The sequence below is a fragment of the Krasilnikovia sp. M28-CT-15 genome (assembly GCF_047159595.1).
Taxonomy (GTDB): Bacteria; Actinomycetota; Actinomycetes; order Mycobacteriales; family Micromonosporaceae; genus Actinoplanes.
In genome coordinates this window covers 5571170-5594643 of sequence record NZ_BAAGAK010000001.1, presented here as the reverse complement: position 1 = coordinate 5594643, position 23474 = coordinate 5571170, and the positions used below count along the sequence as shown (strand labels likewise).

The window sequence follows — 23474 nt, the reverse complement described above, 5'->3', positions numbered from 1 at the left end:
GATGTACTTCGCGGCCGCGCTGGCGGTGCTGCTCCCCGCGGTCGCGGGGCCGTTGCTGGCGTACGGGCCGGGACGGCGCTGGCCGCGCAGCAGGCTCGCGGGCCGGGCCCGCGCCGCGCTGTCCGCGCTGGTGGCCACGATCGGGCGCCCGGCCACCGCGGTGGCGTTCCTGCTGGCCTGGGTGGCCGCCGTGGTGGCGGTGTTCTGGCCGCTCGGGGAGCTGGCGCACCGGCTGGAGTCCACGGTCGACGTGCCCGTGCACGCCTGGCTGAGCACCCGGCTCGACCCGTCCTTCGCGCGGCTGAACTGGGTCTACACCGCGCTGGGTGACCGGGCCCCGCTGAAGGTGGTGACCGTCGTCGGCGCCCTGGTCTTCGCGGTGTTGTGGCGGCGCCGGTTCTGGATCCCGCTGCTCGCGATCCTCGCGTCGTTCCCGCTGGAACAGTACGTGCAGGCGATCCTGGCCACCATGGTGGACCGGGGGCACCCGCCGACCGGGCTCGGCACGTACCCGTCGGGCGGGGTGGCCCGGATCGTGATGACCTTCGGGGCGCTGGCCCTGTTCGCGGCGCTGACGTTCCGGTTCGGCCGCCGGGCCCGCGTCGGGCTGGGCACGGCCGTGCTGGTGCTGGCGGTGGCCGAGGGATACACCCGCATGTACGTGCAGAAACACTGGCTCACCGACGTGATCACGGGTGTCCTGTTCGGACCGGCGCTGTTCGTCGGCTGGGCGGTGGCGGTGCTGATCCTCGCGGGACCCGTGCGCCGCCCGCGGCCCGGCGACGCCCGCCCCGCGCCCGGCGAGGCGCGGTCCGACGGCGCCGGATCCGTGCGGCCGCACCCCGGCGTACGTCCAGCAGGCGCCGTATCGACGCTGGTCAGCGCGGGCCGGCCCGGTACCGGGCCGGAGCTCGCGCCGTGACCACGCTGCTGGTCGCGTCCACGGGCGGCCACCTCGCCGAACTGCACGACCTGCGGCCGCGGCTCGGCGTCGGCGCACACCGGTGGGTCACCTTCGACAGCCCGCAGAGCCGGTCGCTGCTGGCCGGTGAGGACGTCGTGCTCGTGCCCCCGGCCACCAGCCGGGACCTGGCGGGCGCCGCCCGCAACCTCGCGGTGGCGCGGCGGATGCTGCGTACCGGGCGCTACGAAAGGGTGATCAGCACCGGGGCCAGTGTCGCGGTGTCGTTCTTCGTGCCCGCCCGGGCGGCCGGGATCGCCTGCACCTACATCGAGAGCGCCACGCGTACCCGGGGCCCGTCGCTGACCGGGCGGTTGGCCGCCCGGCTGCCCGGCGTCGGGCTGTACACCCAGTACCCGGTCTGGGCCGGGGGCGCCTGGCGCTACGGCGGATCCGTCTTCGACGCGTTCGTCGCCGAGCCGCTGTCGGCGTCGCCGCCCGTACGCACGGTGGTGGTGAGCCTCGGCACCCACCCCCGCTTCACCTTCCCGCGGCTGCTGACCCGGCTGGTCCGCGTCCTGCCGCCGGAGTTGGAGGTGCTCTGGCAGGTCGGCGCGACCGTGGTCGAACAGATGCCCGCCGGGGCGCGGGCCCAGGTGCCGGTCGCCGAGCTGCAACAGGCCATGCGCGAGGCCGACGTGGTCATCACGCACGCCGGGGTCGGCTCCGCGCTGGCCGCGATGCAGGCGGGCCGCCGTCCCGTGTACGTGCCGCGGCGCCGCGCCCACGGCGAACACGTCGACGACCATCAGGCCGACATGGCCGCCGAACTGGCCGCCCGCAATCTCGTCGTCGCCCGCGACGCCGACCAGATCGACCTCGACGACCTGCGGTGCGCCGCCGCCTGGTCCGTCCGGGCCGGACCGGCACCGGTGCCGTTCCGGTTCTCCCCGCACACCCCGTCCCCCGCATACTCCGAATAGGAGGGCACGTGTTTCTGCCCCGTCCACTCCGTCCCCGCGCGGCCGCCAGGTTCCTGGCGGGCGTCGCGGCGTTGAGTACGGTCGCGCTGACCGCCATCCCCGCCCAGGCCGTGTTCGTCCCGCCGAACGTCACCTCCACCCTCGTCACCGCCAACCCGGCGGACACCACCCCGCACGTGCAGAACGGCAGCGTGCGGGCGTTCGCCCAGATCGGCAACACCGTGTACGCGGGCGGCTCGTTCACCGGCGCCAAGAACGCCGGGGCCGGCGGCTGGACCACGGTCAGCTACCTCATCGCGTACGACGCGACGAGCGGCGCGCTCAAGACCGGGTTCAGGCCCACGTTCGACAACGCCGTGCAGACGCTCGCGGTCAGCCCCGACGGCAAGCTCATCGTCGGTGGCAACTTCGGCACGGTCAACGGCGCGGCCCGCAAGAACCTCGTCGAGCTCAACCCCACCACCGGCGCCACCATCACCAGCTGGGCCGGGCGCGCCGACGGCGGGGTGGTGCGCCGCGCCGTCGTGTCCGGCAACCACCTGTACCTCGCGGGCGCGTTCCACTACGTCAACGGCGCCAAGCACTCGCTGCTGGCCCGGCTCAACGCCACCACGGGGGCGATCGACTCCACGTTCCAGATCGACGCGAGCGTCGCCCGGGCCAGCACCGAACTGGTGTGGGCGCTGACGGTCTCGCCGGACGGTAGGACCGTCGTCGCGTCCGGCAACTTCAAGAAGGTCAACAACCTGGTCCGCGAGCAGGTCGTCATGATCGACGTGTCCGGCGCCCCGAAGGTGGCCGACTGGAGCACCCAGCGGTTCGCCCCGGACTGCCAGATCGACACGTTCCCGTTCTACGCCCGCGACGTCGACTTCTCCGACGACGGCAGCTACTTCGTCATCGGGGCGGACGGCGGCATCGGCGGGGACGCGTTCTGCGACACGATCAGCCGCTGGGAGACCTCGGCGCGCGGCAGCAACCTGGACGCCACCTGGGTCGACCGGACCGGTCACGACTCGATCACCTCGGTGGAGGCCGCCGACAACGTGGTCTACCTGGGCGGGCACTTCCGCTGGCTGAACAACGCCAACGGCAACGACAAGGCCGGTCCCGGCGCCATCGACCGGTACGGCTTCGGCGCCCTCGACCCGGGCAACGGCCTGCCGATGGCCTGGAACCCGGGCCGCTCCCCGGGCAGCCACCTGCCCTCGGGCGGCACCGCCTGGGGCCCGATCGTGTGGGAGATCTGGAAGGGACCGTCCGGCCTGCTCATCGGGCAGGACTCCGACGGCGTGGGCAACGAGTACCACGGCCGGCAGGCGTACTTCCCGACCGCGGGCGGGCGTACGGTCGCGCCGGTCGACGCGCCGCAGGCGGCCTCCGGCTACCTGTACCTCGGCGCGGGCAACGGCAAGCTGACCAAGGTGCCGTACGGTCCCTCCGGGGTCGGCGCGGCCACGGTGACCAACCAGCCGAACCTCACCTCCGCCAAGGCCGCGTTCGCGGTGTCGAACAAGCTGTGGTGGGCCAAGGGCGACGTGCTGGAGCTGTCCACCTTCACCGGCGGTACGGCCGGCGCACCGTGGGTCAGCAGCGGCTTCAACTCCTGGTACAAGGCCGGTTCCATGACCGGCGCGTTCTACCTGCGGGGCCGCATGTACTACACGACCGCCACGGGCAACGCGCTGTACTACCGCTACCTGGAGCCGGACGGCTCGATCGTCGGGTGCACCGAATACACCGTGCCCACCTCGGGCGGCGACTGGCGTACCGTGCGCGGCCTGACCTGGGTCGCGGGCAAGATCGTCTACGGCTCGACGGACGGCTCGCTGCGAACGGTCGCGTTCGATCCGGCCGCGGCCACCGCGGTCAACGTCGGCGCGGCGACCGTGGTGGCGCGCAAGTCGGCCGGCGCGACCTGGTCCAGCCCCACCCTGTTCTTCGCCACCTCGTAGCGAAGGACCGCACCACATCGCCCCCGGCCGGACGCCGGTGCCGCACCGCCGCGGCCCGGCGCCCGCCCGGGGGGCTGGCACAACCTGCGGGGAGAGACCCATGGATGTGACTGATGCCGTCGCCGGAGGCCGGCAGCGCGTCGTCGGGTTCGCCGACGTCGTCCGGATCCCGGTGCGCCGGTGGCGGACCGTGGCGGCGACCGTGGCGGCCGTCGTCCTGACCGCCGTCGGCTACCTGCTCTTCTTCCCCGCCACCTACCGCGCGACCACGGTGGTCGTCCTGCGTCCCGTGGTGACCGACCCGTTCACGCTGCCCGCGGGCGGCGCGGACCGGGCCATCAACATGACCGCCGAGAACGGCATCGCGCTCGGCAACGAGGTCGTCGACGCCACCGCGCAGACGCTGGGCCGCGACGCCGACGACGTCCGCGACGCGCTGTCCGTCGAGGTGCCCACCGGCGGCCAGGTGCTGCGCTTCGAGTACGCCGGTGACACCGAGCCACAGGCGATCACCGGGGCGAACGCCGCCGCCCAGACGTACCTGAAGGTGCGCGAGGCCATCTACCAGCAGCAGCGCGCCGCCCTGGTGCTCTCCTACGACAGCACGATCAAGCAGGTCACCAGCCAGCGCAAGGCCGCGCAGAAGGAACTGCCGGATGAGATCACCAGCACCGGCCCGGCCTCCCCGCGCGTGCAGGCGATGCTGGACCAGGTCAGCAAACTCAACGACCAGCTCGCCCAGCTGGCCAACGCCCGGGCCAAGGTCTCCTCGGCGGACCTGAGCCCGGGCGCCATCACCGCCGCGGCCCGGGCCCCCGTGCCGTCCAGTCACGACAGTGCGGCCCTCTACCTGCTCGGCGCGCTGCTCGGCGGGGTGCTGCTCGGCATGGTGGCCGCGCACGCCCGGGAGGCGCTGGACCGCCGGGTCCGCTCCGTCGAGCAGGCCGCCGACCTGGTCGGGGTGCCCGCCCTCGGGGTGGTGCGCGCGGGCGGGCACGGTGGCAGCGACGCGGCCGCGGCCGCCGACGCCCGGTACGTGTCATTGGCCGTACTCAAATGGCTCGGCCGGCACCCGGACCTGCCGCTGGTCGTGCTCTCCGGCCGCGACGACGAGGGCCGCACCGCGGTCACCGGCAACCTCGCGGTGGCGCTGGCCGAGGCGGGCCAGGACGTGCACCTGGCGGCCCCGGCCGAGAGCGCGGCCGAACTCAAGCAGATCCTGTACGCCGCCCAGCGGCGCACCCCGCCCCGGCCGCGCCTGCTGCCCGCCGACGGCGGCGGTCCGGGAGCGCCGCGGCTCAACGGGGCATCCCGGCCCGGGCTGCTGGGCCAGGGCGGTGCGCTGCCGATGCGGCCCGGCTTCGCCCGGCCCGCCGGTGCCGGCCTCCCGTCCGGTAAGGACCCCGACGCCACCATGGTCATGGAAGCCGCGGTGTCGCGTCCCAGCGCGGCGCCGATGCTCGCACCGCGCCCCGGCGAGGAGGCCGACGAGCGGGGGCCGCTGGCCGTGCTGATCGGCGGCGGCGCGGTACGCCTGCACCCGCTCGGGGAGCTGCCCGACCACGGGGTGGTCGTGGTGGACGCGCCACCCTCCGACACCGACGAACGCGGCGTACGGGCCGCGCAGTCCGGGGTGGCCCTGTTCGTGGTCGCCCGTGACCGCACCCGCAACGCCGAACTGACCCGGCTCGTGGACCGGCTGCGCTCGGCCGGTGCCCAGGCGGTCGGGTTCGTCCTCACCGGAGGCCGGCGTGGGTGACGCCGCGGTCCCGTACCCGTCGGTCAGCGTCGTGGTCGCCACCCGGGACCGACCCGGCCTGCTGGAGCGCGCGGTCGCCGCGATCCTCGGCCAGGTCTACCCGGGTCCGGTCGAGTGCATCGTCGTCTACGACCACGTGCCCGTGCGCGAGCTGGACGTGCCGATGGGTCCCTACCGGACGCTGAAGGTCATCTCCAACGGGCGCCGGGCGGGCCTGCCCGGCGGGCGCAACAGTGGGGTCGACGCGGCGACCGGCGAGCTGCTGGCGTTCTGCGACGACGACGACATCTGGCTGCCCGCCAAGTTGAGCCGCCAGGTGGCGCTGCTGGCCGACCCGGCCGTCGGCGCGGTCAGCTGCGGGCTGCGGCTGCGCGGCCCCGGCATCGACTCCGAGCGGGTGCTCACCCGCGACCGGGTCACCCTCGACGAGCTGCTGACCGACCGGGTGATGGAGGTGCACTCGAGCACGATGCTCGTGCGCCGCTCGGCGTGGCAGGCGGCCGGGGAGGTGGACGAGGACATCCCCGGCGGGTACAGCGAGGACTACGAGTGGCTGCTGCGGCTGGCCGCGCACACCCCGATCGCGGTCTGCCGCCAGCCGCTGGTCGTGGTCGACTGGCACGGCGGCTCGTTCTACTTCGGCCGGTGGGCCACCATCGTCGAGGCGCAGCGTTACCTGCTGCGCAAACACCCCGAGCTGGCGCGCAGCCGCACCGGCACGGCCCGCATCCGCGGGCAGATCGCGTTCGCGCTGGCCTCCGGCAACCGGCGGCTCGAGGCCATCCGGGAGCTGTGCGCGGTGCTGCGGCTCAACTGGCGCGAGAAGCGGGTGCTGGTCACCGTGCCGGTGATCCTCGGCCTGGTCACCGGCGAGCGGGTGCTGCGGATGGCGCAGAGGCGGGGCCGCGGTGTCTGACACCGCCGTGCGCGGCCGGCGGCTGCGGTGGCCCGTACGGGCGGTCGCCGCCGTCCGGGCCCGCGCGGTCGCGCCGGTCGAGCCGGGCGTCCGCGACCGCGGGGCGTGGGTGGTGCGTACCGCGCGGCTGCCGGTGTGGCCGCTGACCGCGATGTTCGGTTTCATGCCGCTGTGGTGGGCGCTCGGCGCGTTCCAGCTCGCCTGGCCGTGTTTCGGTGTGCTGCTGTTCGTGCTGCTCACCACGCGCGGGCGGGTCCGGCTCCCGGCCGGTACGGCCCCCGCGCTGGTGTTTCTCGGCATGGTGGCGGTCAGCGCGGTACGCCTGAACCGGGCCACCGCGCTGGCCACCTTCGGGCTGCGGCTGGGACTGCTGGCCACCGCGTTCCTGGTCGGGCTGTACGTGTACAACCTCGCCCGGGACCGGGTGCCGTGGGCGCGGATCGCCGCCCCGGTGTGCGCGTACTGGGTGGCGATGGTGGCACTGGGCTGGCTCGGGGTGCTCGCGCCGCGGTTCAGCATGGCCAGCCCGGTGGAGCTGGCCCTGCCGAACGGGTTGGCCGCGCAACGGTTCCCGCAGGACCTGACGCACCTGGACGCGACCGAGTTCAACCGGTACAGCGCCAACCCGATCTACCGGCCCGCGGCGCCGTACCCGTACACGAACAACTGGGGGACCGGGCTGGCGTTCCTGGTGCCGTTCGTGCTGGCGTACCTGACGGCGGTGCGGCGCGGGCCGCTGCGGGTGTTCCTGCTGGTGTCGCTGCCGCTGTCGCTGGTGCCGGCGTTCCTGACGCTGAACCGGGGCATGTTCATCGGCCTCGGCGCGGGGGTGTTGTACCTGCTCGGGCGCGAGATCGCGCGGGGCCGGGTGCGGCTGCTGCTGCCGGTCGCGGTGATCGTGGCGATCGGCTGGCTGGTCACCCTGATCATCCCGGTGGTGGACCTGATCCGGAACCGGACCTCCACCACGGACACCAACCTGGACCGTTTCGACCTGTACGCGCAGACCTGGGCCGCGGTCACCCAGTCCCCGCTGCTCGGGTACGGCCAGCCCGCCTCGGTCGACACCACGCACGCTGCGGAGCCGCTCGGCACCCAGGGCATGATCTGGCAGCTGCTGTACAGCCACGGCATCCCGGCGACGGCCTGCTTCTACCTGCTGCTGTTCGTGGTGGCGCGGCGGCTGGCCGCGGCCGTGACCGCGACCGGGCTGTGGCTCAGTTCGCTGCCCGTGATCGCGGCGGTGGTCACGCCGTTCTACTCGTACCTCGACCCGAACCTGTCGGTCCTGTTCGCGGGGATCGGGCTGGGTCTGGCCGCGGTGGACGGCGCGGTCAACCGGGATCCGGGGGCACCCCGATGACCGCGGTCGGAGTGGGGCGCGGCGTCGCTCGGCCGCCGACCCCGCCGACCGGCGGGGGAGCCGGCCCGCAGCCGTCGGCGTCCGGAGGCGCCACCCCCGGTGCCGAGGTGCGGCGCAGCGCCCGCAGCGGGGTGGTCGGTCTGCTCGGCGCGGCCGTGAACGGCGCGTGCGGTTTCGTGCTGACCGCGGTGGTCGTGCGGGTGCTGGGCGCGCCCGGCGCGGGTGCGATGTTCAGTGTGATCGGGCTGGTCAGCATCCTCGGGCCGTTGTGCTGTCTCGGCGCGGACACCGCCCTGATGTGGGCGCTGCCGCGACGGGCCGCGGGTCCGAGCGGGGACGCCGCCCGGCTGCTGCCGCTGGCCGTGGTGCCCACGCTCGGCCTGGCCGTGCTCGTCGCGGCGGCCGGGTGGGTGGTCGCGCCCGCGGTCGACGCCGCGCTGCTCGGCTCCGGCGACGCCACACTGGTGCGGCTCGCGTTCGTCGGGCTGCCGGTGTTCACGGTGGCGACCGTGCTGCTGGCCGCGGTCCGGGCCACCCGTCCGGTCACGACGTACGTCGGGGTGCAGCTGGTCGCGGTGCCGTTGGCGCGTCCGTTGCTGATCGGCGTGGCGGTCGCGGCCGGTGGCTCGGTCACGGCCGCGTTCGCCGGGTGGCTGCTGCCGCTGGCCGCCGCCGCGGTGGCGGCAGGTCTGCTGGTGGCGGGACCGCTCGGGGTGACCCGGGCCCGCCTGCGGCCCACGGCAGCGGACCGGCGCTGGTTCTGGGGGTTCGCGCTGCCCCGCGCGGTGTCCACGGTGATCGACGCGGGCGGCATGTGGTTCGGGGTGCTGCTCACCGCCGCGCTGGCCGGTCCCGCCGAGGCCGGGGTGTTCGGCGCCGTGTGCCGCTACGCGTTGGCCGGGCTGCTGGTCATGCAGGGCCTGCGGGTGGCGATCGCTCCGCAGCTGTCCCGGCTGCTCGGTGCGGGACGCCGGGCGGAGGCGGCCGCGGTCCACCGGCGTATCACCGCGGTCGTGGTGCTGCTGTCGTGGCCCGCGTACCTGCTGCTGGCGGTGTTCGCGCCCGCGTTCCTGGCGCTGTTCGGCGCGCCGTTCGCCGCCGGAGCCGCGCCGATGGCGGTGCTGGCCGTGGCGATGCTGGTCAACGTCGGGGTCGGCACCGTGCAGACCGTGCTGCTGATGAGCGGCAACAGCCGTGGTCACCTGGCCGCCGCCGCGTCCGGGCTGGCCCTCTACCTGCTCGGCTGCCTGGTGCTCGTCCCTCGGCACGGCGCCCTGGGCGCGGCCGTGGCCTGGTCGGTCGGCATCGTCGCGGAGAACGTCATCGCGGCGGTCCTGGTCCGGCGCACCCTCGGGGAGCCGCTGGCCGGACGGGCGCTGGCCGGTACCGCCCTGGCGGCCCTCGCCGGGACCGGCGCCGCCGCGGCCGTCGGCGTCGCGGTCGCGGGCCGCGGCCCGGCCGGGCTCGCACTCGCCCTCGGCCTGCTCGCCGTCGGCGCCCTCGTTCCGCTCGGTAACGCCCGTGTCCGCGCGGGCCTGCGTGCCGCCCGGGCCCTGGTGCGCCCAGGCCGGGCCGGGCCGCAACAGTCCGCTGCCCCGGCGTTCCACCCCCCGGATCGTCCGCCCACACCGGAGGTTGTTCCGTGACCGTCAAGGACCGCATCAAGCAGGTCGCACCGCGGCAGGCCAGGGAGGGGGTGCGCGGCCTGCTGGCCCGCTACGGTGAGCGGACCAGCGACCGTCGCCCGCTGCCGGACTTCCTGATCATCGGCACCAAGCGTGGCGGCACCACGTCGCTGTGGCGCTACCTTTTGCGCCATCCGCTCGTGCCGCGGCTGTTCCCCGCGTGGAACACGAAGACGTCGCACTTCTTCGAGGAGAACTGGTCGCGGGGGGAGGCGTGGTACCGCTCGCACTTCCCGACGCTGCGGCAGCGGGCTGCCCTGGAGCGCCGGCACGGCGCGCCGTCCCGGGTCGGGGAGGCGGCGCCGCTGTACATGTTCCATCCGCTGGCGGCGGACCGGGTCGCCACGCTGATGCCCGGGGCCCGGATCATCGTGCTGCTGCGCGACCCGGTGCAGCGGGCGTACTCGCACTGGAAGGAGCGGCGCACGGAAGGTGTGGAGCCGCTGGACTTCGCGGCGGCGCTGGCGGCCGAGCCGGAACGGACGGCGGGGGAGCGGGACCGGCTGATCGCGGAGCCGGGCTATCACAGTACGGCGTACGACTGGTATTCGTACCGGGCGCGGGGGCGGTATCTGGAGCACCTGGAGCCGTGGCTGCGCCGTGTCGACCGCCGCCGGTTGCTGTTCGTGCCGAGCGAGACGCTGTATTCGGAACCCGCTGCCACCTACGCGGGGGTGCTCGACTTCCTCCAGCTGCCACGCCACGAGCTGTCCTCGTACGACGTCTTCAACGACCGGCCCGGCCAGGGCATGGACGAGGGGGTACGGGCGGAGCTGAGCGCGTACTACCGGCCGTACAACGCGGCACTGTCCGCGCGGTTGGGCATGTCCTTCGACTGGTCCTGAGCCCCGCCCCGGCCGGTTGGGCCGTGGAGAACCCGCATGCTAGCTTGAACGCGTTCAAGTTGAACGCGTTCAAGAGTGGGTGATGGCATGGACCGGCTGACCGGACCCGGCTGGGTGGGGCTGCACGTGGTGGTGGCCGTGTGCGTGGCGCTGTTCGTGCCGCTCGGGCTGGGGGTGCTCGGCCAGGGTCGCGGCCTGGCGCGCTGGTGGCCGGCCGTGGCGCTGCCCGCGGTGACCGCGCTGTTCCTGCCGCGCGGAGTGTTCGCCGCGCTGCTCTGCGTGCCCTACCTGGTGGCCTGCCTGGCGGTGCCGGTCGTGCTGCGGCGGGACCGTCTCGTCGCCTTCGCGGCGGCCTGCCTGCCGGTGGCCGCGGTCGGGCTGGTGGCCGAGCGGGCCGGACGTACCCTGCTGGGCTTCCCGGTGGACGTCCTGGGCCTGACCGCGGCGCACTTCCACGTCGCGGGCTTCGGCGCGCTCCTGCTGCTCTCGCTGGTGGACGTTCGTCACCGGGGGCCCGGCCGGCTGGCACCGGCCGCCGTGGCGGTGGTCGGCCTCGGCTTCCTGATCGGCCGGACACCGCTCGGGGAGGATGCCGGAGACGTGGTCGAGCTGCTCGGCGCGGGCCTGCTCAGCGCGGCACTGTGGCTGGCGATCGCCGCCCGTACCGGCCGGGCCGCCCGGGCGCTGCTGGCGCTGAGCCTGGTGACCATGACCCTGGCCGTGCTCTACGCGGCCGGCCAACTGGTCGCCGTCCCGCACCTGAGCCTGACCTGGATGGTGCTGACGCACGGGGTGCTGAACGCCGCCGCGGTCCTGACCGCCCTCGTGGTGGCGTGGGCGGGCCGCCGGCAGCCCTGGTCCGCCCACCGCTGGTCGCACCGGATCGGCACCGGGCGGGAGCGGTTCGAGGCCGCGTCCGCCGCGCTGCTGGGGTGGCAGATGCACCGCCGCGCGGGCGCCTGGATCTCGCCGGACACCCCGCCCGCCAACACCGGCCAGCACATGCTGTCCCAGGTCGGGGTCGGACGGCTGCGGCTGCCCGAGCCGTGCGAGGTGATCGAGGTGGTACGGGAACCGGACCGCACCGTCATGCACTACCGTGCGCTACCCGGCCACACCTTCGAGGGTGACGAGCGGTTCACCGTGCTGATCGGAGCGGACGGGGTGGTGCGGTTCGACGTGGCGGTCCGTTCCCGGCCCGTCGTGCTGGCCGCCCGGCTCGCCGGGCCGGCGGTCCCGGTGGCGCAGCGGCTGTTCATCGCCCGGTGTGCGGCGGTGCTGCGCCGGGCGGGGGCGAAACGCCCGTCCCTGGCCTGACGGGTCGTCACCGCGGCGGGGCGGTGCCGAGCCGCGCCGCCAACACCTGCAGCAGGGCGGGATGCAACCGCGGATTCCACCCGGCCGCGCCACCCGACAGCTCAAACGTCCGCAGCCACAGCTCCACCAGGTAGGCGTCCACGACCATCCGCTGGCGGGCCACGTCGAGTCCCAGGGCCGGGCCGTACCGGTGCAGTGCCGCATCGGCCGCGTCCGCGCAGTCCGGTGCGGGCCGCCCCCGCAACGACAGCGCCGTCTGGAACGCCTGATGCGCAAGGTCGAATCCGACCGGAACGCCGGTCCCGCGGTTCTCCCAGTCCCACAGGTACAGGCGGCCGCGGTGCCGGGCCATGTTCCACGGCACCCAGTCGCCGTGCCAGTCCCCGAATTCCCCCGCCAGCGCGCCGTCGCGGGCCTCGATCGCATCGATGGCCGCGCCGATGGACATCGCGGCCGGGTGCGCCCCCCACTCCGCGGTGGCCGCGGCGGCGCCCGCTGCCCGGCGGCGCCAGTCGCTGAGCAGCGGTGAGTCGCGCAGCGCACGCGGCGCCGCGGCCGGGCCACCCCGGCGGGCGACCGCGAGCATCGCGGTCAGCCGGGGTTCGCCGGGGCTGCGCAGGCGGCGGACCCGGCGCGGCATCGGCGCCACGACCGCGACCTCCCGGTCACGCCACCGGGTGTGCAGGACCAGCCCCGGCACCACGGGCAGCTCACCGCCGGGCGCGGGCAGGGCGGCCAGGGTGGCCGCCTCGGCGCGGACCATCGCGCGGGTGCCGTCGTTCCAGCCGATCTTCGCGTACCCGCGCGGGCGTCCCGCGTCGTCGAACAGTTGCAGCGTCGGCTTGTGGTGCGGGTCCGGCGGGCGGATGCCGATGGCGGCGTGCAGTCCGGGCACCCCCAGCAGATCGGCCAGGTGGGCGCAGAGCAGCACCTCGGCCGGGTCCACCCCGGCAGGCACATGGACCGACAGTACGGGCGCGCGGGTCAGCCGCAGCGCTCCGGCCCGGGCCAGCAACCCCACCGCGGTCCGGCCCGCACGCACCCGGGGCGGCCGCAGCGCGTTGTACGCCAGCACCGACGCAGCGGTCACCCGGCGCCCGGCCAGCGGCAGCAGGAACCGGGCCCGGTCCAGCGACGGGACCACCGCGTACGCGACCGCGGCGCCCGGGTCGGCCCCGATGCTCAGCCGCAGCCGGGGGTCGCCGAACACCGCCCGGGTGACCCAGCCGATCCCGTCGCCGCGCCCGCGCGGATCGTCCGGGCCGTCGCCCGGGTCCGGTGCCGGGCTGACGAGTGAATCCGGCGGCGGGCGCTGGCCGGGGACATCGACGCGGATGGAATGCTGCCGCACGCGGACACAATAGCGGTCCCCCCGCATCGGGGCACCGGGCTCAGCGCTGGTGGACCCGGACGTAGTCGACGACGAAGTCGGCGGGGAAGGCGGTCCGCGCGTCCGGCTCGCCGAGCCAGCCACCGACCTGCAGGTTGAGCCGGATGTTGTACGGCTTGTGGAACACCTCGTCGAACCACGTGGTCGTGCCGCGATCCCGGGTCCACACCAGGGCCCCGTCCAGGTACCAGCGCAGCGACGTGGCGTCCCACTCCGTCGCGTACGTGTGGAATCCGTCGCCGGGGTGGCCGCCGCCGGGCAGCGCGATTCTGGTGTCCTGCTTCACCGGCGAGTAGTCGTGGAAGATCGCCGCGGTGGACCGGTCGTACCAGGCGGCGCCGCCGGGCAGCTCGGTCACGTCGATCTCGCCATGGCCACCGTCGTCGGGCCGCAGCCAGAACGCGGGCCACACTCCGGTGGAGGTGTGCGGGCGGCCGGGCGACCGGGCGCGGATCTCGAACCGGCCGTACGTCCAGGACGCCTTGCCGACGGTGTCCAGATACGCCTGGGTGTACCGGCGGGTCGCCCGGCCGCACGGCACGTCCTCGCGCAGCGCCCGCAGCGTGAGGGTGCCGCCGGCGACGAACGCGTTCCGCGGACTGTCCACATTGCATCCCGCGTCGACGTCGCGGCCCTCACGCCGGCGCAGGTGCCACCGGCTCCGGTCGATGCCGGTGCCGTCGAACTCGTCGGACCAGACGAGCCGCCAGGGCCCCGATCCGGTGGGCTGACCGGGTGACGGCGCCGCGTCACCCCGGATCGCCAGCGCGGCGGCGCCGAGCACGAGCGCCGCGAGCACCCGGACGGACCGGACCCGGAACGGGGGACGGGCCATGAGGCCTGGTGGGCGGGCCGTGCGCAGCATGGGGAGTGGGTCGACCTCCGGTTCATCCGGCGTCGCCGGTTGCGGGCGACGATAGCGAGCCTCGGGCGCGGTCGGGACGGTGGGTCGCTCAGTCCACCTCGACCGCCGCCTCGGCGAACTGGGCCGAGTACAGCCGGGCGTACGCGCCGCCCGCGGTGATCAGCTCGTCGTGGGTGCCGTGTTCCACGATCGCGCCGGATTCCATGACCAGGATGACGTCCGCGTCGCGGATCGTGGACAGCCGGTGCGCGATGACGAAGCTGGTCCGCCCCGCCCGCAACGAGGTCATCGCCCGCTGGATCAGCACCTCGGTCCGGGTGTCGACGGAACTGGTCGCCTCGTCCAGGATCAGGATGCTCGGCTCCGCCAGGAACGCCCGGGCGATCGTGATGAGCTGTTTCTGGCCCGCGCTGACGTTCGAGCCCTCCTCGTCGATGACGGTGTCGTAGCCGTCCGGCAGCATGCGCACGAACCCGTCCACGTGCGCCGCCTCGGCCGCCGCGGCGATCTTCTCCGGGGTCGGGTCGTCGGCGGCGTACGCGATGTTCTCCGCGATCGTGCCGCCGAACAGCCAGGTGTCCTGTAGCACCATGCCCATGTGTTCGCGCAGCTCCGGCCGGGGCACGGTGGCGATGTCCACCCCGTCCAGGGTGATCCGGCCGCCGGTCACCTCGTAGAAGCGCATGAGCAGGTTGACCAGGGTGGTCTTGCCCGCGCCGGTGGGGCCGACGATCGCCACGGTCTGTCCGGGTTCGACGGCCAGCGACAGGTGGTCGATGAGCGGGGAGTCCGGCAGGTAGCGGAACGACACGTCCTCGAACGCGATCCGGCCGCGCACCGGCCCGGCCAGCACCGGGCCGGCCGGGTCGGGGCTCTGCTCGTCCGCGTCGAGCAGTTGGAACACCCGTTCCGCGGAGGCCACCCCGGACTGCACCAGGTTGGCCATGCTGGCCACCTGGGTCAGCGGCTGACTGAACTGCCGCGAGTACTGGATGAACGCCTGCACGTCGCCCAGCGACAGGCTGCCCGAGGCGACCCGGAGGCCGCCCACCACGGCGACCAGCACGTAGTTGAGGTTGCCGATGAACATCATCGCGGGCTGGATCAGCCCGGAGATGAACTGGGCGCGGAAGCTGGATGCGTACAGTTTGTCGTTGTGCTGCCGGAACGTGTCGGCGGCCTCGGCCTGGCGGCCGAAGACCCGCACCAGCGAGTGCCCGGTGAACATCTCCTCGATGTGGCCGTTGAGCCGCCCGGTGGTGCCCCACTGCGCCACGAACTGCGGCTGCGCGCGCTTGCCGATCACGGTCGTGATCAGTACGGACACCGGCACGGTCAGCACCGCGATCAGCGCCAGCAGCGGCGAGATCCAGAACATCATGCCCAGCACCCCGATGATCATCAGCAGGGCGGTGACGAGCTGGGCGAACGTCTGCTGCAACGTCTGGGCGATGTTGTCGGTGTCGTTGGTGGCCCGGCTGAGCACCTCGCCGCGCGGCTGCTTGTCGAAGTAGGACAGCGGCAGCCGGGACAGCTTGGCCTCGACCTCGGCCCGCAGCTGGAACACGGTGGCCTGCACCACCCGGGCGGTCAGCCGCCCCTGGAGCACCCCGAAGACCCAGGCGCACACGTACACGACGAACACCCAGGCCAGCAGGTGGGCGAGCCGGTCGAAGTCGATGCCCTGCCCGGGCACGACGTCCATGGACGCCAGCATGTCGGCCTGGTTGGTCTCGCCATTGGCCCGCAGCACGGCCACGGCCTGGTCCTTGGTCAGCCCGGGCATCGTCTCGCCCAGCCTCTTGCCGACCACGCCGGAGAAGATCAGGTCCGTGCCGTGCCCGAGCAGCCGCGGCCCGAGCACGGACAGGAACACGCTGCCGCCGCCGAGCAGCAACACCATCGCGACCAGCCACCGGTGCGGCCGCATCAGCCCGAGCAACCGTTTCGTAGAACCCCGGAAGTCCTCCAGCTTCTCCGGCGGCATGCCCCCGGCCATCATCCGCGCGGCGGGCCCACCCATGGGCGGCGGTGGCCGCCGAACCGGCGCCGTCATGCCGCACCCCCGGACATGCTGTCGCTGCGCTCGGTCATGCCGCTGCCTCCTGCTCGGTGAGCTGGGAGAGAACGATCTCCCGGTACGTCGGGTTGGTGTCCATCAGCTCGGCGTGCGTTCCGGTGCCCACCACGGAACCGTCGTCGAGCACGACGATGCGGTCCGCGTCGCGGATCGTGCTGACCCGCTGCGCCACGATGACCACGGTGGCGTCGGCGGTGCGTTCCGCGAGGGCGGCCCGCAGCGCCGCGTCCGTGGCGTAGTCGAGTGCCGAGAACGAGTCGTCGAAGAGGTAGATCTCGGGCCGGTGCACGAGCACCCGGGCGATGGCGAGGCGCTGGCGCTGGCCGCCGGAGACGTTCGTGCCGCCCTGGGCGATGCGCGCGGAAAGCCCGCCGTCCATCCGTTCCACGAACTCCCGGGCCTGCGCCACCTCCAGCGCCTGCCACAACTGTTCGTCGGTGGCGTCGGGGTTGCCGTAGCGCAGGTTCGACGCGACCGTCCCGGTGAACAGGTACGGCTTCTGCGGCACCACGCCGACCGTGCGCGACAGCAGCTCGCCGTCCAGGTCCCGGACGTCGACGCCGCCGACCAGCACCTGGCCGCCGGTGACGTCGAACAGCCGGGGCACGAGGCCGAGCAGCGTGGTCTTGCCGCTGCCCGTACTGCCGATGATCGCGGTGACCTCGCCGGGGCGGGCCACCAGGTCGATCCCGCAGAGCACGGATGCCTCGGCCCCCGGGTACCGGAAGTCGACGTCGCGCAACTCCAGGTGGCCGTGGCCGCGCAGCGCGCGGACCGGGTCGGCGGGCGGGCGGACGCTGGACTCGGTGCCCAGGACCTCCATGATGCGGTCGGCGCACACCTCGGCCCGCGGGATCATGATGAACATGAACGTGGCCATCATGATCGACATCAGGATCTGCATCAGGTAGCTGAGGAACGCGGTGAGCGCGCCGACCTGCATCTCGCCGGTGTCGATGCGGTGCCCGCCGAACCACAGCACGGCCACGCTGGACACGTTCACCACGAGCATGACGGTCGGGAACATCAGGGCCATCAGCTGCCCGGCGCGCAGCGAGACGTCCATCAGGTCCTGGCTGGCCGCGCCGTACCGATCCTGCTCGTGCTCGTCGCGGACGAAGGCCCGGATGACCCGGATGCCCGTGATCTGCTCGCGCATGACCCGGTTGACCCGGTCGATGCGTACCTGCATGGACCGGAACAGCGGCCGCATCCGGGAGACGATCAACCCGATCAGGATGATCAGGACCGGCACGATGACCAGGATCAGCGCGGACAACGGTACGTCCTGGTGCAGCGCCAGCGCGATGCCGCCGACGCACATGATCGGCGCCGAGACCAGCAGCGTGAACGTCATCAGCACCAGCATCTGTACCTGCTGGACGTCGTTGGTGGTCCGGGTGATCAGCGACGGCGCGCCGAACTGGCCGACCTCGCGGGCCGAGAAGTCCTGCACCCGGCCGAAGATCGCGCCCCGGACGTCGCGGCCCACCGCCATGGCGGTGCGCGCGCCGTAGTAGACCGCGACGATCTGCGCGGCGATCTGGATCACGGTGATGCCGAGCATGGTCGCGCCGACCCGGATCACGTGGCCGGTGTCGCCGGTGACCACGCCGTGGTCGATGATGTCGGCGTTGAGTGTGGGCAGATAGAGCGTCGCCAGTGTCTGCAGGAACTGGAACACGACGACAAGGGCGATGTCTTTCCGGTACGGGCGCAGATATGCCCGCATGAGTTTGATCAGCACCTCACGGCACCTTCGGGGTCTCGGTCTGGGTAGGTCGGTGGTCGGGGTCCGGATGGGCCAGCAATCCGTCGAGCAGCAGTGACACCGTCTCGGCGCCGTCGAGCAGTTCCGGATCGCCGAACGGCCCGTACGTGTTGGCGCCGCAGAACAGCAGCAGCAGCCGGGCCACCGCGGCCGGTGGGCGGCGCAGCCGGGCGGCATCGGGTTCGATGACCGCGGTGAGCGCGGTGAGCAGCCGTTCCCGGGAGGTGGCCATGGCGTGCCGGGCCTGCGGATCGGCTTCGGTGGGCCCGGCGAGGCGGCGGGCCCCGGCCATCAGGTGGGCGTTGCCCGCGAAGCGCCGGTGGATCAGGTCGGCGGCCTCGGTCATGCGTGCCCGCAGCCCGGCGCGCGGGTCGATGGCGGCCAGCGCGTCCAGGGTCGGCTGCGGGTCGAGGGCCTGCATCAGCGCGGCCACGACCAGCGACTGCTTGTCGGGGAAGACGCCGAAGATGGTGCCCTCGGCGACGCCCGCGGCCTGGGCGATCTGCCGGGTGCTCACCTCCAGCCCGCACCGGTGCAACAGCGGCACGGTCGCGGCCACCAGCGCGGCGCGGCGTTCCGCGGGCGCCAGGGCGGGGACCCGGCGGCGGCGTTCCTGGGATGTCACCCGGACGATGCTAATGAGCGAGCACTCACTCAGCCACTGACTTTTGTCATGCGTGTCGCCGCAGGTCACCCGATCGGACCGGGTGACCTGCTTCTTCAGGTGACCAGGGATGGGCCGTGAATGATCGAGTTCATCGGTGTAGGGTCCGCCGACCCGTGCCGGTGAACCGACCCGGCGGCACGGACGTGTCACTAGGTGTTGTCGCTGCTCCGCCAAGTATCGAAGGAACCCCGGTGTCGCTTCTCACCCGCTTGCGTCCGCCGCCGTCCGCCCCCACGGACGCCCCCGGCGCCGAGGCCGCCCCGCGGCGCACCTGGCGGATCGTGCTGCGCCATACGCTGACGGTCCTCTCCGCGGTCCTGATCCTGGCGGCCCTGCTGGTGCCGAACCAGCTCGGCCAGCTCACGCCGGGCGCCTTCCTGCGGCTGCCGGTCGAGGCGCTGCTCGGGATCGCGGTCCTGGTGGTGCTGCCGGGCCGGGCACGCAGCGTGGTGGCCCTGGCCGGCGGTGCCGCGCTCGGCCTGCTGACCCTCGTCAAGGCGCTCGACCTGGGCTTCTGGTCGTTCCTGAACCGGCAGTTCGACCTGGTGGCCGACTGGGGCCTGCTCGACGACGGCCTCGGGGTCCTGGAGGACTCGATCGGCCACGCCGGGGCCCGCGCCGCGGCGGCCGGCGTGGTCGTGCTCGCGGTGGCCGTGGTCGTGCTGACGGCGCTGGCCGCGCTGCGGCTGTCGGGGGTCGTCGCCCGGCACCGCACCGCCGCCACCCGCACCGGGATCGGGCTCACCGCGGCGTGGGTGGTCTGCGCGACCCTCGGCGCCCAGGTGGTGCCCGGGCTGCCGGTCGCGTCGCGCAGCGAGACCGACTTCGTCCGCGAGCGGGCCCTGCTGGTCCGCCAGGGCGTCCACGATCAGCGGGCGTTCGAGCGCGCCGTCGATGTGGACGGCTTCCGCGACACCCCGGGCAACCAGTTGCTCACCGATCTGGCGGGCAAGGACGTCGTGGTGTCGTTCATCGAGAGCTACGGCCGGTCCGCGATCGACGACCCGGCGCTGGCCCAGTACGTCGATCCGGTGCTGGCCGACGGCACCAGGCAGCTCACCGCGGCCGGGTTCGCCACCCGCAGCGCGTGGCTGACCTCGCCCACGTTCGGCGGCTACAGCTGGCTGGCCCACTCGACGTTCCAGTCCGGGCTGTCCATCGGCAACCAGCAGCGCTACCGCAGCCTCGTCTCCACCGACCGGCTCACCCTGACCGGGGCGTTCAAGCGGGCGGGCTGGGACACGGTCGGCGTCGAGCCGGACAACACCTACGCGTGGCCGGAGGGCGACTTCTACGGCTACCGGCGGGTCTGGGACGCGCGGAACCTGGGGTACCAGGGCCCGCACTTCAGCTGGTCGCGGATGCCGGACCAGTACACGCTCGCCGCCTTCCAGCGCAACGAGTACGGCAGGAAGGGCCGCGCGCCGATGTTCGCGGAGGTGACCCTGACCTCCAGCCACACCCCGTGGGCGCCGCTGCCGCAGATGGTGGACTGGGACGCGGTCGGCGACGGCTCGGTCTTCGCCGCGCAGGCCGCGGCCGGGCAGTCCCCGGACGAGGTGTGGAAGGACCCGAAGCGGGTGCGTGCCGAGTACGCGAAGTCCGTGGCGTACTCCGTCTCGGCGCTGACCTCCTGGGCGCAGAAGTACGGCGGCGACAACCTGGTGCTGGTCTTCCTCGGTGACCACCAGCCCGCCCCGATCGTGGCCGGTGAGCACGCCAGCCACGACGTGCCGGTGACGATCGTGGCCAAGGACGCCCGGGTGCTGGACCGGATCACCTCCTGGGGCTGGCAGGACGGGCTGAAGCCCGGACCGCAGGCGCCCGTGTGGCCGATGGACGCGTTCCGGGACCGCTTCCTGACCACCTTCGGCCCGCAGGGCGACCCGCATTGACCGGCGGCCTGCTGAGCGCCGCGGCCGCGGTCCGCTGACCGCGCCCACCGAACTCCGCTGACCACACCCGCCGCGACCGGATTGTCCCGCGCGGCGCGCCGTGCCCGTCCTGGGCGGCGCACCGGGTGCCGTCCGCGATATCGTGATCGCCCCATCAACATCAGCGGAATCGGGGCGCATGGCATCGAAGAGGGCCGGTGCCGAGCCGGGCAGAGGCCGCAAGCCGACGTCGGGTGACGTGGCCGCGGCGGCCGGGGTCTCCCGCTCGGCGGTGTCGTTCGCGTTCAACAACCCGCAGCGCATCTCGGCCGCGACGCGGGACCGGATCATGGCGGTCGCCCAGGAGATCGGGTACACGCCGAACACGCTGGCCCGGATGCTGCAGTCCGGGGCCACCCAGTCACTGGGCGTGCTGCTGCCGCAGCGGCTGGCCCGCATCCTGGAGAACCCGTACTACGCCCGCTTCCTCATGGGCGCCGGGCAGGTGTGCGACCAGGAGGGGTACACGCTGCTGCTGACCCCGCCGCTGCAGGATTCGGTGCTCAAGGCCATCCCGTACGCGGCGGTGGACGGCTTCATCGTCTGCGGGCTGGAGACCGACCGGGGCGAGGTCGCCGAGTTGCAGCGGCGCAACATCCCGTTCGTGCTGATCGACAGCGACGGGCAGTCCGGGGCGCCCAGCGTGGACGTGGACGACCAGGGCGGCGCCCGGGACGTCACCCGGCACCTGCTGGAGCTGGGCCACCGCCGGATCGCGGTGGTGTCGATCGGCGCCGGTGGCCCGGAGCCGGGCGAGCACTGGGGGCCGCTGGCCCGCCGCCTGGACGGCATCGCCGAGGCGCTGGCCGAGGTCGGCATGACGTGGGCGGACGTGCCGCTGGCCGAGGTGCCGGTGACCCGTACGGACGGGTATCAGGTGACCCGGTCGCTGATGGCCGAGCACCGGCCGACCGCCATCCTGGCGCTGTCGGACGTGCTGGCGTACGGCGCCGTGGACGCGCTGCACGAGCTGGGCGTCGACGTGCCGGGCGAGGTGTCCGTGACCGGTTTCGACGATCTCGCGGAGTCTGCCTGGTTCCGTCCCCGACTGACCACGGTGCGCCAGCCGATCGTGACCAAGGGCCGGACGGCCGCCGACTTCCTGATCTCCGCGATCCGCGGTGAGGACCAGCATCCACACCAGGTGCTCGGCACGTCACTGGTGGTACGCGATTCGACCTCCCCGCCGACCGTTCGGGCGTAAATCCCGCGCTGGGGCCTTCCATCGTGGCTAACTCGTGAAGTAAAACGTGTTAGTCACGTGCTACCGTGGCCCCTCTCACGTACCCGAAAACCGTCCCTTCGGGGTGCCTGACCTCGCAGTGAGGACCCATGACCGATCAACTGACCGTCGCCACCGCGGACGACAACGCCGCCGGTGCAGCCGGCCCCACGCCCTGGTGGCGCGACGCCGTCATCTACCAGATCTACCCGCGCAGCTTCGCCGACTCCGACGGCGACGGCATCGGCGACCTGCCGGGCATCCGCAGCCGCCTGCCGTACCTGCAGGAGCTGGGCATCGACGCGGTGTGGCTCTCGCCGTTCTACGCATCGCCGCAGGCGGACGCGGGCTACGACGTGTCCGACTACCGGACGGTCGACCCGATGTTCGGCACCCTCGACGACGCCCGGGAGCTGATCACGGACGCGCACGCCCTCGGCCTGCGGGTCATCGTCGACCTGGTGCCGAACCACTCCTCCGACCAGCACGAGTGGTTCCGCCGCGCCATCGCCGAGGGCCCCGGCTCGCCCGCCCGCGACCGCTACCACTTCCGCCCCGGCAAGGGCGCGGACGGCGCCGAGCCGCCCAACGACTGGCAGTCGCTGTTCGGCGGCCCGGCCTGGACCCGCACCACCGACCCGGACGGCACGCCCGGCGACTGGTACCTGCACCTGTTCGCCCCCGAGCAGCCCGACTTCAACTGGGAGCACCCCGCGGTCGCCGACGAGTTCCGCACCATCCTGCGGTTCTGGCTCGACCTGGGCGCCGACGGCTTCCGCATCGACGTGGCACACGGCCTGTGCAAGGCCGAGGGTCTGCCGGACGCGGGCGACGCCAGCGAGCTGCACCTGCTCGACGTCGCCGTCAGCCCCTGCTTCGACCAGGACGGCGTGCACGAGATCTACCGCAGCTGGCGGCAGATCCTCGACGAGTACCCCGGCGAACGCATCGCGGTCGCCGAGGCGTGGGCGCCCACCCTGGAGCGGCTCTCCAAGTACGTGCGCCCCGACGAGCTGCACCAGTCGTTCAACTTCAGCTACCTCGGTGCGGCCTGGACCGTCGAGGCGCAGCGGAGGATCATCGACGAGTCGCTGGTCGCCATGCGTTCGGTCGGCGCCCCGCCGACCTGGACGCTGTCCAACCACGACGTCGTGCGGCACACCACCCGGCTCATGGGCTCGGTCTCCGGTGACGCGGCGGGGCGCCGCCCCACCGCTGCCGACCCGGTCGCCGGGCTGCGCCGGGCCCGGGCGGCCACCCTGCTGATGCTCGCCCTGCCCGGCTCCGCGTACCTGTACCAGGGTGAGGAGCTGGGTCTGCCCGAGGTCATCGACCTGCCGCCGGAGGTGCGACAGGACCCGGCGTTCCACCGCGCCACCGGGCAGGACGGCTACCGCGACGGCTGCCGGGTGCCGCTGCCGTGGTCCGGCGACGCGGCCCCGTACGGCTTCGGCCCCGAGGGCGGCCCGAGCTGGCTGCCGCAGCCGGACAGCTGGGCACAGCTCAGCGTCGCCGCGCAGGACGGGGTGCCCGAGTCCACGCTGGAGATGTACCGGTCGGCCCTGCTCATGCGCCGCGCGCTGCCTGCCCTCGGCGCGCCGGACAATCTCACCTGGTTGGAGGCGCCGGAGGGCCTGCTCGTCTTCGAGCGGGCCGCGGCGGACGGTTCCGCGTTCCGGTGCACGGTCAACCTGACCGACGCGCCGATCGCCGTCGCCAAGCCGGGGCAGGCGCTGCTGGCCAGCGGCCCGGTCGACGACGCGGCGGCGCAGGTGCTCATCCCCGCGGACACCACGGTGTGGTGGTCCGTGGCCTGACCGC

The 23474-nt window shown here is 73.5% G+C and carries 17 protein-coding genes; 12 read left to right on the top strand and 5 right to left on the bottom strand.

Annotated features, from left to right (window positions below; all coding sequences use genetic code 11):
- Position 1 precedes the first annotated feature (1 nt).
- From ACMCNO_RS25645 to ACMCNO_RS25605, 9 genes are all read left to right on the top strand, one after another.
- Positions 2–922 (top strand): phosphatase PAP2 family protein, encoded by a 921-nt coding sequence (locus tag ACMCNO_RS25645; protein ID WP_412753809.1) that lies wholly within the window; start codon positions 2–4, stop codon positions 920–922.
- Complete coding sequence (locus ACMCNO_RS25640) at positions 919–1884, top strand: glycosyltransferase (RefSeq protein WP_412752002.1); 966 nt, start codon at positions 919–921, stop codon at positions 1882–1884. Before ACMCNO_RS25645 ends, ACMCNO_RS25640 begins: the two co-directional genes overlap by 4 nt.
- 8 nt (positions 1885–1892) lie before the next feature.
- Positions 1893–3839 (top strand): delta-60 repeat domain-containing protein, encoded by a 1947-nt coding sequence (locus tag ACMCNO_RS25635; protein ID WP_412752001.1) that lies wholly within the window; start codon positions 1893–1895, stop codon positions 3837–3839.
- A 100-nt stretch (positions 3840–3939) separates the two neighbouring features.
- Entirely contained in the window at positions 3940–5598 is a 1659-nt protein-coding gene (locus ACMCNO_RS25630) for a hypothetical protein (protein WP_412752000.1), read from the top strand.
- Complete coding sequence (locus ACMCNO_RS25625; protein WP_412751999.1) at positions 5591–6514, top strand: glycosyltransferase family 2 protein; 924 nt, start codon at positions 5591–5593, stop codon at positions 6512–6514. Before ACMCNO_RS25630 ends, ACMCNO_RS25625 begins: the two co-directional genes overlap by 8 nt.
- A complete protein-coding gene (locus ACMCNO_RS25620) occupies positions 6507–7877 on the top strand; it encodes an O-antigen ligase family protein (RefSeq protein WP_412751998.1) in 1371 nt (456 codons plus the stop codon). Before ACMCNO_RS25625 ends, ACMCNO_RS25620 begins: the two co-directional genes overlap by 8 nt.
- Entirely contained in the window at positions 7874–9523 is a 1650-nt protein-coding gene (locus tag ACMCNO_RS25615) for a lipopolysaccharide biosynthesis protein (protein ID WP_412751997.1), read from the top strand. Before ACMCNO_RS25620 ends, ACMCNO_RS25615 begins: the two co-directional genes overlap by 4 nt.
- Positions 9520–10407 (top strand): sulfotransferase, encoded by an 888-nt coding sequence (locus ACMCNO_RS25610; RefSeq protein ID WP_412751996.1) that lies wholly within the window; start codon positions 9520–9522, stop codon positions 10405–10407. The genes ACMCNO_RS25615 and ACMCNO_RS25610 overlap by 4 nt, the downstream gene beginning before the upstream one ends.
- 87 nt (positions 10408–10494) lie before the next feature.
- Positions 10495–11724, top strand: a complete 1230-nt coding sequence (locus ACMCNO_RS25605; RefSeq protein WP_412751995.1) for a YndJ family transporter — start codon at positions 10495–10497, stop codon at positions 11722–11724.
- A 7-nt stretch (positions 11725–11731) separates the two neighbouring features.
- Here the strand turns inward: ACMCNO_RS25605 and ACMCNO_RS25600 are convergent, their stop codons facing one another.
- The 5 genes from ACMCNO_RS25600 to ACMCNO_RS25580 form a co-directional block, all read right to left on the bottom strand.
- Positions 11732–12955, bottom strand: coding sequence for a hypothetical protein (locus tag ACMCNO_RS25600; RefSeq protein WP_412753808.1), 1224 nt, complete (start codon positions 12953–12955; stop codon positions 11732–11734).
- A 160-nt stretch (positions 12956–13115) separates the two neighbouring features.
- Positions 13116–13979: a family 16 glycosylhydrolase gene (locus ACMCNO_RS25595; protein WP_412751994.1), complete on the bottom strand. Its 864-nt coding sequence runs from the start codon at positions 13977–13979 to the stop codon at positions 13116–13118.
- Between the two features lie 88 nt (positions 13980–14067).
- Positions 14068–16035: an ABC transporter ATP-binding protein gene (locus ACMCNO_RS25590; protein ID WP_412751993.1), complete on the bottom strand. Its 1968-nt coding sequence runs from the start codon at positions 16033–16035 to the stop codon at positions 14068–14070.
- Positions 16036–16069: 34 nt separating this feature from the next.
- A complete protein-coding gene (locus tag ACMCNO_RS25585; RefSeq protein ID WP_412751992.1) occupies positions 16070–17806 on the bottom strand; it encodes an ABC transporter ATP-binding protein in 1737 nt (578 codons plus the stop codon).
- A 1-nt stretch (position 17807) separates the two neighbouring features.
- On the bottom strand, positions 17808–18455 hold the full coding sequence (locus ACMCNO_RS25580) for a TetR/AcrR family transcriptional regulator (RefSeq protein WP_412751991.1): 648 nt from the start codon (positions 18453–18455) through the stop codon (positions 17808–17810).
- 233 nt (positions 18456–18688) lie between these two features.
- Here ACMCNO_RS25580 and ACMCNO_RS25575 point away from each other — a divergent pair, with 233 nt between their 5' ends.
- The 3 genes from ACMCNO_RS25575 (at position 18689) to ACMCNO_RS25565 (ending at position 23470) form a co-directional block, all read left to right on the top strand.
- Positions 18689–20392 (top strand): sulfatase, encoded by a 1704-nt coding sequence (locus tag ACMCNO_RS25575; protein WP_412751990.1) that lies wholly within the window; start codon positions 18689–18691, stop codon positions 20390–20392.
- Between the two features lie 178 nt (positions 20393–20570).
- Positions 20571–21635, top strand: a complete 1065-nt coding sequence (locus ACMCNO_RS25570) for a LacI family DNA-binding transcriptional regulator (RefSeq protein WP_412751989.1) — start codon at positions 20571–20573, stop codon at positions 21633–21635.
- A gap of 128 nt (positions 21636–21763) precedes the next feature.
- Positions 21764–23470, top strand: coding sequence for a glycoside hydrolase family 13 protein (locus tag ACMCNO_RS25565; protein WP_412751988.1), 1707 nt, complete (start codon positions 21764–21766; stop codon positions 23468–23470).
- The last annotated feature ends 4 nt before the right edge of the window (positions 23471–23474 follow it).